The sequence below is a fragment of the Streptomyces sp. NPDC048352 genome, assembly GCF_040651895.1.
In the GTDB taxonomy this organism is placed as follows: domain Bacteria; phylum Actinomycetota; class Actinomycetes; order Streptomycetales; family Streptomycetaceae; genus Streptomyces.
Window position 1 is genome coordinate 1 of the sequence record NZ_JBEZKZ010000050.1, and the last position, 14198, is coordinate 14198.

Consider the following 14198-nt stretch of genomic DNA (forward strand, 5'->3'; position numbering starts at 1 on the left):
GGGGGCGGCGGGCGCGGCGCCCCGGGTGCGCGGGCTGGACCGGGTGTCCCTGCCGGAGCGGCGCCGCGCCGGCCGGCCGCGCCCGGCCGGACCGGAGCCGGAACCGCGCGCGGTCCAGGCCGTCTCTTCCGGACCGGAGACGGCCTAGCGGTCCTGGTAGGTGCTCATCCGGGTGCGGACGCGGTCCGAGAAGAACATCGGGCCTATCGCGTCCGCCCACGCCATGCCGTCCGGGGTCAGCGCCAGGGTGCCGCCCTTCTCCCGCAGCCAGTTCCGCTTCAGCAGGGAGTCGAGCTGCGGTCCGAAGTCGTCCTCGAAGCGCGTCGCGAACTGCTGCTCGTAGGCGGCGGTGTGCAGGCCCGTGGACTCCAGCAGGTGCTGGAGCACGTACATCCGGCGCCGCTCGCCCCCGTCCATCCGGAAGGCCCACTGCGCGCGCCGGAACCGGTCGGTGGGGGTGGCGATGTAGTCGTCGATGATGCGCCGGACCTCGGGCACCGCGACCGCGTAGTCGGTGGTGTAGTGCAGGTCGGTGGTGAAGGAGCGGGCGCCGACGCCCAGGCCGACCATGCCGGCCTGCTGGTTGTACTCGCTGATGCTGCTGCCGTCGGTGTCCTCGACGGCGGCCGTGCCGGTCCGGCGGAAGACCCGCATGGAGGTCTGCTCGTACCCGGCGGAGAGCAGGTGGTCGCGGCCGTAGCGGTACAGCCGCAGCCGCTGGTCGTTCCACTCTTCGAGCGTCTTCGCGTGGCGGGTGATCAGGCCGGTCAGCGGGCGCACGTACAGCGGGTAGAGGTAGACCTCCTCCGGCTCCCAGGCGAGGGCCGCGTCCAGCGAGACCTTGAAGGTGCGCTCGGTCTGGCCGTCGATGCCGTAGATGAGGTCGATGTTGAGGATGGGGAAGTCCGCCTCCTTGAGGCGGGCGAGCGAGGCCTCCACCTCCGCGCGCTTCTGGGGCCGTACCGCCGCGCGGGCCTCCTCGTCGATGAAGCTCTGCACGCCGATGCTCAGCCGGGTCGCGCCGCGTTCGGCGAGTACGGCGATCCGGTCGGCGGTGGCCGTCGCGGGTGAGGTCTCCACCGACCAGGAGGCGGCCTTGAGGTCGGCCCCCATGATGTTCTCGCTGATGTCGCACAGGCGGGTGAGCTCGTCCGCGGTCAGGTAGGTCGGGGTGCCGCCGCCGAACGCGGCGAGGGTGAACCGGATCGGCTCGCCCTTGGCCTCCAGCGCCTCGCGGGTCACGCGGGCCTGCCGCTCCAGGGTCCCGAGGAAGTCGCGGGTGACCTCCTCGGGGGCGCCGGTGCGGGTGAAGAGGTTGCAGAAGCCGCAGCGCATCTCGCAGAAGGGGATGTGCACGTAGAGGGAGAGCGCGTCGAGGCGTTCCCCGGACCACAGCTCGCTCAGCAGCGGGCCGTCCTCCAGGAGGCGGTAGGCCTTCTGGTGCGGGTAGGCGTACACGTACTGCTCGTACGGCGTTTCCGGGTCCGTGCCGGGAGCGGTGCCGGGAACGGTCGGCGTCGGAAGCAGAACAGGCGCGTTCATCAGGGGAATTGACCCTCTCTCAGGAAACGGGCGACGCGTCACCCTTCGTGACAAGGCGTCACCTTAGGGTCGTGCCCGGTCCGATTTCCGTAGTGCAATTCCCATGAGATGGGTTCCGGCGTGTAGAGGTTCATATGTACTTTTTTGCGGAAGAGTTGATTCCGTACCGGTTCGCCCCCTTCTGTACGGATGGCTGGTTCGCGGCGGCGGGGCGCACTGGGGTATCCGTGTCCGGCATGGAGAACACGAAGAACACGAGGAGACTCCTCATCGCCGCGGGCGGCGGCGGCGACGCGATCACGGCGGCCATGGTCCACGCCGCCCTGTACGGCGCGGACACCCCGGCGCTCGTCCTGACCTACGCGTGGGAGCGGCTGGTCGTCGACCCGGTCCCGGGACCCCGGCGGGCCACCGACTTCCACGGCACGGAGCCGGCCGCGCCGGACCTCGCCCTGGTCACCCCCGCGACCCGGCCCGTCGCCCCGGCCGGCTCGCTGCTGCCGCGCCTGTCCGGCGAACTGCGGCCGCGGCTCGGGCTGCTGGACCCCTACGGCGGCACGCTCGGCCTGGCCCGCCAGATCGCCGCGGCCGCCCGCTGGTGCCGGGCCGACCGGATCGACCTCGTCGACGTGGGCGGCGACATCGTGGCCCGCGGGGACGAGCCCACCCTGCGCAGCCCGCTGGGCGACGCCCTCGCCGTCGCCGCCGTCGCGGCCACGGGACTGCCCGCCACCGTGTACGTGGCCGGGCCCGGGCTGGACAACGAGGTGCCCCTGACCGCCCTGCTGCCGAGGCTCGGCGACCCCCTGTTCACCCTGGACGCCGCGCACACCGGCGTCGTGTCCGGGGTCTTCGGCTGGCACCCGTCCGAGGCCGGAGCCCTGCTGGTCGCCGCCGCCCGCGGGGTGCGCGGGGTCTGCGGCACCCGCGACGCGCCGCAGCCCGTCCACCTGGACGCCCCGGCCGCCGGCCTCCACAGGCTCACCCTCGACCGTGTCCTCGCGCTCAGCCCCCTGGCCAGGGCGCTGGCCGGCACCACCGGCCTGGAGGAAGCCGAGGAGGCCTCCCGCGCCGTGTGCGGCTTCTCGGAGATCGAGCGCGAACGCCACCGCGCGGCGGCCCTGCCCGCCGCCCCGACCGCCCCCCGCCCGGACCGCCGCCCCGAAGAGGTCCGGGCCGGTTTCGCCGCCTGGGAGCGGGCGGCGCGGGCGGAGGGGCTCGCGTACGTCACCACGCGCAGGATCGTCGAGGAGCTCGCCCTGAGCGCCGGGGAGGCCCGTGCCCTGTTCGCGGCCCTGGGCGACCGCGCGGCGGCGCCGCTGTGGCGGCTGGGGCCCGCCGCCGGGTAGCCGACGGGCTGCCGCCGTCCCGGGCGGAGGTGTCGGTGCGGGCCGCTAGGCTTCTCGAATGGCCCTTCCGGACGCTTCCCCCGAGATCTCCGACTCCCTGCAGGTGCTCCACCGCGTATTCGGATACAACTCCTTCCGCGGCGAGCAGCAGGAGATCATCGAGCAGGTCGCCGGGGGCGGCGACGCCCTCGTGCTGATGCCGACCGGCGGCGGAAAGTCGCTCTGCTACCAGATCCCGGCGCTCGTCAGAGAAGGCACCGGCATCGTCATCTCGCCGCTGATCGCGCTGATGCAGGACCAGGTGGACGCCCTCACCGCCCTCGGGGTGCGGGCCGGGTTCCTGAACTCCACGCAGGACCCGTACGAGCGCCAGGCCGTCGAGCAGGCCTTCCTCGACGACGGGCTGGACCTGCTCTACCTGGCCCCCGAGCGGCTGCGCTCGGAGGGCACGCAGCGGCTGCTCGACCGGGGCAAGGTGTCCCTGTTCGCGATCGACGAGGCGCACTGCGTCGCCCAGTGGGGCCACGACTTCCGGCCCGACTACCTCGCCCTGTCGATGCTGCACGAGCGCTGGCCGAAGGTGCCGAGGATCGCCCTGACGGCGACCGCCACCGAGACCACCCACGCCGAGATCGCCTCCCGCCTGGGCCTGCGGGACGCCCGGCACTTCGTCGCCAGTTTCGACCGGCCGAACATCCAGTACCGCATCGTCCCCAAGAACAACCCGCTCAAGCAGCTGCTGGAGCTGATCAGGACCGAGCACGACGGGGACGCCGGCGTCGTCTACTGCCTCTCGCGGGCCTCGGTGGAGAAGACCGCCGCCTTCCTGGTGGAGCAGGGCATCGACGCCGTCGCCTACCACGCCGGCATGGACGCGCGTACGCGCGCGGCGAACCAGGCGCGCTTCCTGCGGGAGGACGGGGTCGTGGTGGTGGCCACGATCGCCTTCGGCATGGGCATCGACAAGCCGGACGTGCGCTTCGTGGCCCACCTGGACCTGCCGAAGTCCGTCGAGGGCTACTACCAGGAGACCGGCCGGGCCGGCCGCGACGGCGAGCCGGCCACCGCCTGGCTGGCGTACGGCCTCCAGGACGTGGTCCAGCAGCGCAAGCTCATCGACGGCTCCGAGGGCGACGAGGCGCACCGCCGCTCCCTGGCCGCCCACCTGGACGCGATGCTGGCGCTGTGCGAGACCGTCGACTGCCGGCGGGTGCGGCTGCTCGCCTACTTCGGGCAGTCCGGCGAGCCCTGCGGCAACTGCGACACCTGCCTGACGCCGGCCGAGTCCTGGGACGGGACGGTCGCGGCGCAGAAGCTGTTGTCCACGGTGTGGCGGCTGGCGCGGGAACGGCGCCAGAAGTTCGGCGCCGGCCAGATCATCGACATCCTCCAGGGCAAGAAGACGGCCAAGGTCATCCAGTTCGACCACGACGGGCTGTCGGTGTTCGGCGTCGGCGCGGACCTGAGCACCGCGGAGTGGCGCGGCGTCGTACGCCAGCTGCTGGCGCTCGGACTGCTGGCGGTGGAGGGCGACTACGGCACCCTCGTCCTCACGGACGCCAGCGGCGAGGTGCTGGGCGGGCGCCGCACCGTCCAGATGCGCAAGGAGAAGGCGCCGGCCGCCCCGGCCCGCAAGGAGTCCGGTTCGCGCTCCGGCAAGGGCGCCCGAGTGCCGGTCGACCTGCCGGCGGCCGCGGTACCGGTCTTCGAGGCCCTGCGCGCCTGGCGGGCCGCGACGGCGCGCGAGCAGGGCGTCCCGGCGTACGTCGTCTTCCACGACGCCACGCTGCGGGAGATCGCGACGCGCCTGCCCGGCACGGTCGAGGAGCTGGCCGGCATCGGAGGGGTCGGCGAGGCCAAGCTCACCAAGTACGGCGAGGGCCTCCTGGAGGCCCTGGCCGACTGCTCGGCCACCGCGACGGCCACCGCCACCGCGGGCGCGACCGCGACCGCGACCGCCACCGGTGTGGCCGGGCCCCCGCCCCTGCCCGAGCAGGCACCGCCGTACGACGAGGAGCCGCCGTACGACCTGGACGAGGACCCGCCCTGGGACGACTGGCGCTGAACGGCGTACGTCAAGGGAACGTCAAAGATCGGTCTGCATGTGCAAGGGGCACGTCAGGAAGTACCCCCTGGGGAGTCGGCCGGGCACAGACTGGTGATGCGACGGAGCCGGACGACGGCCGGCGGCACGCCGACCGGAGCACGGTCCCACCGTGGGGGTACGGACCGGGGCGCCGGGAGTGCGCGCCGTTTCCGTCGCACAGCAGGGGCCGTCCGGCCGCCCGGTGTGGGGATACCGGGGACCGGACGGCCCCTGTGCCGTCTCGGAGGAGCGTCACGCGCCGGTGTAGGCCGCGAGGTGCTCGGCGGTGAGCGTGGACCCGGCGGCGACGAGGGCGGCGGGCGTGCCCTCGAAGACGATCCGGCCGCCGTCGTGGCCGGCGCCCGGCCCGAGGTCGATGATCCAGTCGGCGTGGGCCATGACCGCCGGGTGGTGTTCGACGACGATGACCGACTTGCCGGAGTCGACCAGCCGGTCCAGCAGGCCGAGCAGCTGCTCGACGTCGGCCAGGTGCAGGCCGGTGGTCGGCTCGTCCAGGACGTAGATCCCGCCCTTGTCGGCCATGTGGGTGGCCAGCTTCAGCCGCTGCCGCTCGCCGCCGGACAGCGTGGTGAGCGGCTGGCCGAGGGTCAGGTAGCCCAGTCCGACGTCGGAGAGCCGGCCGAGGATGCGGTGCGCGGCCGGCAGGCGCGCCTCGCCGGACCCGAAGAACTCCTCGGCCTCGCGCACCGGCATCGCCAGCACCTCGCTGATGTCGCGGCCCGCGAGGCGGTAGTCGAGCACGGCCGCCTGGTAGCGCTTGCCCTCGCAGTCCTCGCACGTGCTGGAGACGCCCGCCATCATGCCCAGGTCCGTGAAGACGACCCCGGCGCCGTTGCAGCCCGGGCAGGCCCCCTCCGAATTGGCGCTGAACAGGGCCGGCTTCACGCCGTTGGCCTTGGCGAACGCCGAACGGATCGGGTCGAGCAGTCCCGTGTACGTCGCCGGGTTGCTCCGCCGGGACCCGCGGATGGCGCCCTGGTCGACGCGGACCACGCCTTCCTCCGCGGGGATCGACCCGTACACGAGCGAGCTCTTGCCGGAGCCGGCGACACCGGTGACCACCACCAGCACCCCGAGCGGGACGTCCACGTCGACCCCGCGCAGGTTGTGCGTGTCCGCCCCGCGGATCTCCAGGGCGCCGGAGGGCGTCCGTACGGTCTTCTTCAGGCCGGTGCGGTCGCCGAGGTGGCGGCCGGTGACGGTGCCCGCGGCGCGCAGCTCCTCCACGGTGCCCTCGAAGCAGACGATGCCGCCGGCCGTGCCCGCCCCGGGGCCGAGGTCCACGACGTGGTCGGCGATCGCGATCGTCTGCGGCTTGTGCTCCACGACGAGCACGGTGTTGCCCTTGTCCCGCAACCGCAGCAGCAGGCCGTTCATCCGCTGGATGTCGTGGGGGTGCAGGCCCGTGGTGGGCTCGTCGAAGACGTAGGTGACGTCGGTGAGCGAGGAGCCGAGGTGGCGGATCATCTTGACGCGCTGCGCCTCGCCGCCGGACAGCGTGCCCGCCGGGCGGTCGAGCGCGAGGTAGCCCAGCCCGATCTCCACGAAGGAGTCCAGGGTGTGCCGGAGCTTGTCGAGCAGCGGCGCCACCGAGGGCTCGTCCAGGCCGCGGACCCATGCGGCCAGGTCGCTGATCTGCAGGGCGCAGGCGTCGGCGATGCTGATCCGCCCGATCTTCGACGACCGGGCTTCGGCGGTGAGCCGGGTCCCCGCGCACTCCGGACAGGTGGCGGAGGTCGTCGCCCGTTCCACGAAGGCCCGGATGTGCGGCTGGAGCGCGTCGACGTCCTTGGACAGCATCGACTTCTGGATCTTCGGGATCAGTCCCTCGTAGGTGAGGTTGACGCCGTCGACCTTGATCTTGGTCGGCTCCTTGTGCAGGAGGTCGGCCAGCTCCCTCTCGGTGAACTCGCGGATCGGCTTGTCCGGGTCGAAGAAGCCGCAGCCGCCGAAGATCCGGCCGTACCAGCCGTCCATGCTGTAGCCGGGGATGGTGAGCGCACCCTCGTTGAGGGACTTGGAGTCGTCGTAGAGCTGGGTGAGGTCGATGTCGGATACGGAGCCGCGGCCCTCGCAGCGCGGACACATGCCGCCCGTGCGGTTGAAGGTCGCCTTCACCGTCTTCTTGGAACCCTTCTCGACGGTGATCGCCCCGCTCGCCCGGACCGAGGGGACGTTGAAGGCGTAGGCGCCGGGCGGACCGATGTGGGGCTCGCCGAGGCGGCTGAAGAGGATGCGCAGCATCGCGTTGGCGTCGGTGGCGGTGCCGACGGTGGAGCGCGGGTCGGCGCCCATCCGCTGCTGGTCGACGATGATCGCCGTCGTCAGGCCCTCCAGTACGTCGGCGTCGGGCCGCGCCTGCGTGGGCATGAAGCCCTGCACGAAGGCGCTGTAGGTCTCGTTGATCATCCGCTGGGACTCCGCGGCGATCGTGTCGAACACCAGCGAGCTCTTGCCCGACCCCGAGACGCCGGTGAAGACCGTCAGCCGGCGCTTGGGGATCTCGATGCTGACGTCCTTGAGGTTGTTCACCCGTGCGCCGTGGACGCGGATGAGCCCGTGGCTGTCGGCGATGTGCGGCGCGGGCGGCCGCGTGTCCGTCCCTTTGGGCATGCTCTTCGTGTCTCCGTCGTTCGATCCGGCACCGTAGGCCGCCACGCTATGCGGGGTGGGCCCCCGGCGCTTCTCGATTCCTGATCCGTGTGACGGCCGGTTCCCGCGGGGGCCGCCGGGTACCCGTCGGGGATCAGTGCGGGATCTCCACCGACACGTGTGGGGCCAGTGCCCCGAGGAAGTCGGCCGCGTCGAACAGCGCGCCCGCGGAGGCCACACCCGTCGTGCGCGTCCGCCCGGTCAGGACCCGTTCGAGGGCCTCGGCCACCAGCGGCGCCGTCACCGCGTAGATGTCCCGGCCGCGGGCGGTGGCGCGTCGCTCGCCCCCCTGCGCGCCGACCACGACGTCCACCACGAACGTCTGGTCCGAGCGCCCCAGCGCGTCGGCCGCCTCCGGCGCCGGGGTGTCCGCCCCGGCCAGGTCCCGCGCGGCCTCCACGGCCATGTAGGTCCGGACCTCGGGCACGGCCAGGTGGCTCGGCACGGTCACGACGTCGGCCATCGTGAACTCCGCGATCACCTCGCGCCGCCCCAGCGGCTCCGGGAAGTGCCACTCCTGCAGCGCCGGCTCCTCGTCGTGGTAGCGCAGCGCGCCGTCCGCGAAGCGCACCCGGCGGCCGCCGCGCCGCTCGTGGGACACCGCCCCGGCGGCCCGCGTGCCCGCCGTGGGGTGCCAGCTGCTCAGCCCGTACGCGACGTGCGCCACGTCCGCCGAGGTCCGCCCGCCCAGCGCGGCGGTGACCAGCAGGTCGCCCAGCCCGCCGAAGAACGCCATCGCCGGCACCACCGGCGTACCGGCCTCCCGCGCCGCCCGGGCGTACTGCGTGAACATCGCCGCGTTCGCCTCGATCTCCGCCGCGACGTCCAGGTACGGGATCCCCGCGCGCAGGGCGGCCTCCACGACCGGTCCCGCCGTCACGGCGAACGGACCGGCGCAGTTGACGACGGCGGCCGTCCCCGCGAGGGCCCGGTCCAGCGCGGCCGGGTCGTCCACCACCGCCGGTCGCACCACCACGTCCCCCCAGCGCGCCGCGAGCGCCTCCAGCCGCGCCGCGTCCCGGCCCGAGACGACCGGTACGAAGCCGCGCCGGCGCAGTTCGGCGACGACGAAACGGCCGGTGTGCCCGGTCGCCCCGTACACCAGGACCGCAGTGTCCTTGCTCATGTCTTCCCCGCTCTCGATGTGCTGGTGAGCCCAGTGTGGCCGCGGGCGGAGGCCGTTCGTGAGCGTCCGGAACGACACCGCCCGTACACTTTCGGACATGACCACCGTCGCGTTGCTGACCGCCGGTCACCTGCTGCACTTCGAGCTGGCCGTGGCCCACGAGATCTTCGGAAACCCCCCGCGGGAGGCGGTGCGGGGCTGGTACGACGTACTGCTGTGCGGGCCGGGGCCGGTACGGGCCGGTCCCTTCACGGTCGAGCCCGACCACGGCCTGGAGCGCGCGGTCGGCGCCGACCTGGTGATCGTGCCCGCGCTGGCGGACATCGACGTACCCCCGCCGGCGGAACTGGTGGACGCCGTACGCGCCGCCCACGCCTCGGGCGCCCGCGTCGCCTCCCTGTGCACCGGGGCGTTCGTGCTCGGCGCGGCGGGCCTGCTGGACGGCCGGCGGGCCACCACCCACTGGGCCCACGCCGCCGAGCTGAGCGCACGCCATCCGCGGGCCGAGGTCGACCCGGACGTGCTGTACACGGACAACGGCAGCGTGCTCACGGCCGCCGGCAAGGCCGCCGCCCTGGACCTCTGCCTGCACGTGATCCACCTCGACCACGGCGCCGGCGTCGCCAACGCCGTCGCCCGCCGCCTCGTCGTGCAGCCGCACCGGCCGGGCGGCCAGGCACAGTTCGCCGCCACGCCCGTGCCGGTCACGGGCGACCACACCCTCTCCCACGTCCTCGCCTGGGCCCGGCAGCGGCTGGACCGGCCCCTGACCGTGGCCGACATGGCGCGCCGGGCCAACACCAGCCCGCGCCACCTCGGACGGCAGTTCCGGGCGACGGTCGGGCAGACCCCCCTGCAGTGGCTGCTGACCCAGCGCGTCCGCCGCGCCCAGGAGCTGCTGGAGTCCGGCGACCAGACCGTCGAGGCGGTCGCCGCCGCCACCGGCATGGGTACGGCCACGACGCTGCGGCGCCAGTTCAAACGGATCGTCGGGGTGCCGCCCGACACCTACCGGCGCGCGTTCCGCAGCGCAAAGCCGGACTGAACGCCGCGGCTCCCAGGGCGTGTTCCGGCCAAACGAACCGGTGCGACCCAAGGGCACCGTGCGGGGTGGGGACACCGCTCGCGCTAGTGTGCGTCCGTGAACTCTCATGTCGTCATAGGTTTTGGGCCCGCCGGGGCCGCCACCGCGCGGCTGCTGGTCGAACGGGGCCATTCAGTAAGGGTCGTCACCGCCTCAGGCCGGGCCCCGGAGCCCGGTATCGAACACGTCGCACTGGACGCGAGGGACGGCGAACGGCTGACCGAGGTGGCGCGCGGCGCGGCCGCCCTCTACCACTGCGCGGCGCCGCCCTACCACCGCTGGGCGGCCCAATGGCCGCCGCTGACCGCGTCGGTGTGCGCCGCGGCCGAGGCCACCGGGGCGGTTCTGGTCATGCTCGGCAACCTCTACGGCTACGGCCCGGTGGACGCCCCCATGACGGAGGAGCTGCCGCTCGCCGCGACGGGCCCCAAGGGGCGGGTGCGCGCGGCCGGCTGGGAGCGGGCGCACGCCCTCCACGCACAGGGCCGCATCAAGGCCGTCGAGGTGCGGGCCTCGGACTTCTTCGGACCCGGTGTCACCGACGGCGGCCACCTGGCCGCCCGGGTGGTGCCCCCGCTGCTGCGCGGCAAGCCGGTCTCCACCCTCGGCGACCCGGACGCCCCGCACAGCTGGACCTACCTGCCCGATGTGGCCCGGGCCCTGGTGGAGGTCGCGGGGGAGGAGCGGGCCTGGGGCCGGCCCTGGCACGCGCCGACCGGACCGGCGCTGTCCGTGCGGGAGATGACCCGCCGGCTCGCCGCCGAGGCGGGAACCGCCCCGGTCCCGGTGCGCGGACTGCCCCCGGCCGTCCTCGGCGTGGGATCCCTCTTCTCCCCGCTGCTGCGCGAACTGAAGGAGATCCGCTACCAGTTCGACCGGCCGTTCGTCGTCGATGCGAGCGCCTACGAAGCCGCGTTCACGGTGCGGGCCACCCCCGTCGACGAGCAGGTGAAGGTGACCGTGGCCTGGTGGCGCGAGCGGCTGGCAGCCACCGGATGACCCCTGTGACGCGCGATGACATCGCTGTCGTCGGGATGGCGTGCCGCTTCCCCGGGGCCCGCGACGTGAACCAGTACTGGCGGCTGCTGACGGACCCGCAGCCGCAGTTCACCGCCGTACCCGACGAGCGCTGGCGCAGGGCGGCGTTCCTGAGCGACGACTTCCGCGACACCTCGGCGGCGTACACCGACACCATGGCGCTGCTGCCGGACGTGGACCGCTTCGACGCCGCCCACTACGGCATCCCGCCCCGGCGCGCGAGGGCGATGGACCCCCAGCACCGGCTGCTGATCGACCTCGCCCGCGAGGCCGTCCAGGACGCGGGGTGGGAGGCCGACGGCTTCGACCGCGAGGAGACCTCGGTGATCACGGCGCTCACCGAGAGCGGCTACCGCCAGCTCAGCACCATGCAGCTCCGGATGCGCCAGCTGGCCGGCGGCGAGTTCGGGGCCCGGGCGGCCGACCCGCGGTGGCGGGAGACGGTCCGCGCGGTCGACGGACTGCACGGCACCTCCGCCGCGGGGCTCCTGCTCAACATGGGGCCCAACACGATCAGCTCGGTCTTCGACCTGCACGGCGAGAGCTACGCCCTGGACTCGGCCTGCTCCGGCGGCCTCATGGCCGTCGCCAACGCCGTGCACGCCCTGCGCGCGGGCCGCTCCCGCATCGCGCTCGCGGGCGGCGCCCAGATGGTGCTCACCCCCGACCTGCTGGTGGGGCTCTGCCGGATCGGCGCCATCTCGCGCAGCGGCAGGTGCCTGCCCTTCGGCGCCAAGGCCGACGGCTTCGTGCTGGGGGAGGGCGCCGGGGTGCTGGTGCTGCGGCCCCTATCCGACGCCCTCGCGGCCGGCGACCGCGTCTACGCGGTGATCCGGGGCGTGGGAACGGCCAACGACGGCACCGTGCAGGGCGGCATGCACCCCCAGGCGGCCGGTCAGCTGCGCGCGCTGCGCCGGGCGTACCGGGACGCGGGCCTGGCACCGGACGCGGTGGACTACCTGGAGGCGCACGGCACCGGCACCACGGTCGGCGACCCCGTCGAGCTCGACGTCCTGCGCGAACTGCGCGGCGAAGGGGCCCGGCCCGCCTACCTCGGCGCGGTGAAGGCGGTGGTCGGGCACTCGCTGAACTCCGCCGGCCTGGCGGGACTGATCAAGGCGGTCCTGGCCGTGCACCGGGGAGTGGTGCCGCCCCAGCCGGAGTTCGAGCCGGCCGACGGCTCCCTCCTCGACGCCGCACGGCTGACCGTCCCCGCGGCGCCCGTCTCGTGGCCGCGGACCGGTGCGCCGCGGCGGGCCGGAGTGAGCGCGTTCGGGTTCGGCGGGACCGGGGTGCACCTGGTGGTGGAGGAGCACGCCGCGGCAGCGGCCCCCGCCGCGGCGGGAGAGGGGCCGCACGTGCTGGTGCTCAGCGCCCGCGACCGGTCCGGGCTGGCCCGGTACGCACGGGAGCTGGCCCGGACCATCGCCGAGGACCGGCCGGAGCCGGCCGCGGTGGCGGACACCCTGGCCCGCCGGGCGCCGCTCGGGGAACGCCTCGCGGTGGTGGTGGAGGACGCCGACGACGCCGTCGCGAAGCTGGTCCGGGCGGCGGCGGAGGTGGAAGCCGGCCGTACGGGCGACCCCGGAGCGCAGCCGCGCGCGGTGCGGGGGGAGCGCGTCCCCCCGTGCACGCTGCCGCCGAGCCCGCTCGCGCCGCGCCGCCACTGGGCCGTGGACGAGTCGGCCCGGGAGGCCGCCGGCCCGGACGCGCGCGGGGACGCGTACGGGTGGGGGCGGCCGGAGGCGGCTGCCGCGGTCCCGTCCGACGGCGGTCCGGTCGCGGCCGTCGTGCTCGAAGAGGTGTCGCGGGCCGGCGTCTTCCCGCTCACCGACCTGAGCCCGCGGATGACGCTCGTGGAGGACCTGGGCTTCGACTCCCTGATGCTCCAGGAACTGGAGGTGAACATCGGCAGGCGCGTCCCCGGCTTCCGGGCCGAGGAGCTGTTCACGCCCGGCCTCACCATCGGCCGCCTGATCGCGCTGGCCGGCGGCGAGGACGCCGTGACGCCGGGCCTCGCGCCGGTGCAGTCCGCGCCGGCACCCCTCGAAGAATCGTTTCCCCTGGCCGGGCCGCCTCGGTGGGGCGCCGACACCGCGAGCGTCGACGCGTTCCCCGAGGTGACCCGCTTCGAGGAGCGGCTGGAGGAGGTCACCCGCGGTGCGGGCTCCCCGTACTTCCGCGTCCACGAGGGCACCGTCTCCGACACCACGGTGATCGGGGGCCGCCCGTACCTGTCCTTCGGCAGCTACAACTACCTCGGCATCTCCGGGCACCCGGCGGTCAACGAGGCCGTGCACGAGGCCGTCGACCGGTACGGGACCTCCGTCTCGGCGAGCCGGGTCCTGTCCGGCGAACGGGACCTCACCGTCCGGCTGGAGCGGGCGCTGGCCGGCTTCCTCGGCGTCGAGGACTGCCTGACGCTGGTGAGCGGCCACGCCACCAACGTCACCGCGATAGGCCACCTCGTCGGCCCGGGGGACCTCGTGGTGCACGACGCCCTCGCCCACGACAGCATCCTCCAGGGCTGTGCCCTGTCCGGGGCGGCCCGGCGCCCCTTCGCCCACAACGACACGGGCCGGCTCGAGCAGATGCTGAGGCTCAACCGGTCCCGGTTCCGGCGGGTCCTGATCGCCGTCGAGGGCGCGTACAGCATGGACGGCGACCTCGTCGACCTGCCCGCCGTGATCGAGCTGAAGAAGCGCTACGGCGCCCTGCTGATGGTGGACGAGGCGCACAGCATCGGCACCGTGGGCGAACGCGGCCGTGGAGTCGGGGAGTTCTACGGCGTCGACCGCTCCGACGTGGACCTGTGGATGGGCACCCTCTCGAAGGCCTTCGCCGGCTGCGGCGGATACCTCGGCGGCTCGGCCCGGATGGTGCGCTGGCTGCGGCACACCCTCCCCGGCTTCGTCTACAGCGTCGGCATGACCCCGCCGAACGCGGCCGCGGCGCTGGCCGCGACGGAGCTGATCGTCGCGGAGCCGGACCGGGTCCGTGCGCTGAGACGCAACTCCGAGCTCTTCCTGGGGCTCGCCGCCTCGGCCGGCCTGGCGACGGGCTCCAGCGCCGGCACGCCGATCGTGCCGTGCCTCCTCGGGGACTCGGCGCGGACCCTGCGCGTGGCGCGCGGCCTCTTCGACCGGGGCGTCGTCGCCGACCCCATCTTCCACCCCGCCGTGGAGGAGGGGCTGTCGCGGCTGAGGTTCTTCATCACCAGCGCGCACCGGGAGGAGGACATCCGGCGGGCCGTCGCCCTGCTGGCCGAGGAGGTGGCGGCCGCCGGGACGTGAAGCCACC

8 protein-coding genes are annotated in these 14198 nt (G+C 74.0%); 5 read left to right on the plus strand and 3 right to left on the minus strand.

Going from position 1 to position 14198, the window contains the following annotated elements:
- Positions 1 to 144: 144 nt before the first annotated feature.
- A complete protein-coding gene (locus AB0D45_RS23580) occupies positions 145 to 1542 on the minus strand; it encodes an STM4012 family radical SAM protein (protein WP_362462211.1) in 1398 nt (465 codons plus the stop codon).
- A 236-nt stretch (positions 1543 to 1778) separates the two neighbouring features.
- Between AB0D45_RS23580 and AB0D45_RS23585 the strand changes: the two genes are divergently transcribed.
- Both AB0D45_RS23585 and recQ read left to right on the plus strand, forming a co-directional pair.
- Complete coding sequence (locus tag AB0D45_RS23585; protein WP_362462214.1) at positions 1779 to 2891, plus strand: DUF1152 domain-containing protein; 1113 nt, start codon at positions 1779 to 1781, stop codon at positions 2889 to 2891.
- A gap of 58 nt (positions 2892 to 2949) precedes the next feature.
- Entirely contained in the window at positions 2950 to 4956 is a 2007-nt protein-coding gene (gene recQ / locus AB0D45_RS23590; RefSeq protein ID WP_362462217.1) for a DNA helicase RecQ, read from the plus strand.
- A gap of 273 nt (positions 4957 to 5229) precedes the next feature.
- Here the strand turns inward: recQ and AB0D45_RS23595 are convergent, their stop codons facing one another.
- Both AB0D45_RS23595 and AB0D45_RS23600 read right to left on the minus strand, forming a co-directional pair.
- A complete protein-coding gene (locus tag AB0D45_RS23595; RefSeq protein WP_362462219.1) occupies positions 5230 to 7611 on the minus strand; it encodes an excinuclease ABC subunit UvrA in 2382 nt (793 codons plus the stop codon).
- A 133-nt stretch (positions 7612 to 7744) separates the two neighbouring features.
- On the minus strand, positions 7745 to 8776 hold the full coding sequence (locus AB0D45_RS23600; protein ID WP_362462222.1) for a saccharopine dehydrogenase NADP-binding domain-containing protein: 1032 nt from the start codon (positions 8774 to 8776) through the stop codon (positions 7745 to 7747).
- 97 nt (positions 8777 to 8873) lie between these two features.
- Between AB0D45_RS23600 and AB0D45_RS23605 the strand changes: the two genes are divergently transcribed.
- From AB0D45_RS23605 to AB0D45_RS23615, 3 genes are all read left to right on the plus strand, one after another.
- Positions 8874 to 9821 (plus strand): helix-turn-helix domain-containing protein, encoded by a 948-nt coding sequence (locus AB0D45_RS23605; protein WP_362462225.1) that lies wholly within the window; start codon positions 8874 to 8876, stop codon positions 9819 to 9821.
- 96 nt (positions 9822 to 9917) lie between these two features.
- Positions 9918 to 10859 (plus strand): NAD-dependent epimerase/dehydratase family protein, encoded by a 942-nt coding sequence (locus AB0D45_RS23610; RefSeq protein ID WP_362462228.1) that lies wholly within the window; start codon positions 9918 to 9920, stop codon positions 10857 to 10859.
- A complete protein-coding gene (locus AB0D45_RS23615) occupies positions 10856 to 14191 on the plus strand; it encodes an aminotransferase class I/II-fold pyridoxal phosphate-dependent enzyme (protein ID WP_362462231.1) in 3336 nt (1111 codons plus the stop codon). The genes AB0D45_RS23610 and AB0D45_RS23615 overlap by 4 nt, the downstream gene beginning before the upstream one ends.
- Positions 14192 to 14198 lie beyond the last annotated feature (7 nt).

Bases quoted from the DNA above. Each gene is read 5' to 3' on its own strand.
- AB0D45_RS23605 (WP_362462225.1), top strand. From the start codon at position 8,874: ATGACCACCGTCGCGTTGCTGACCGCCGGTCACCTGCTGCACTTCGAG.
- AB0D45_RS23615 (WP_362462231.1), top strand. From the start codon at position 10,856: ATGACCCCTGTGACGCGCGATGACATCGCTGTCGTCGGGATGGCGTGC.
- AB0D45_RS23595 (WP_362462219.1), bottom strand. From the start codon at position 7,611: ATGCCCAAAGGGACGGACACGCGGCCGCCCGCGCCGCACATCGCCGAC.
- AB0D45_RS23600 (WP_362462222.1), bottom strand. From the start codon at position 8,776: ATGAGCAAGGACACTGCGGTCCTGGTGTACGGGGCGACCGGGCACACC.
- AB0D45_RS23585 (WP_362462214.1), top strand. From the start codon at position 1,779: ATGGAGAACACGAAGAACACGAGGAGACTCCTCATCGCCGCGGGCGGC.
- recQ (WP_362462217.1), top strand. From the start codon at position 2,950: ATGGCCCTTCCGGACGCTTCCCCCGAGATCTCCGACTCCCTGCAGGTG.
- AB0D45_RS23580 (WP_362462211.1), bottom strand. From the start codon at position 1,542: ATGAACGCGCCTGTTCTGCTTCCGACGCCGACCGTTCCCGGCACCGCT.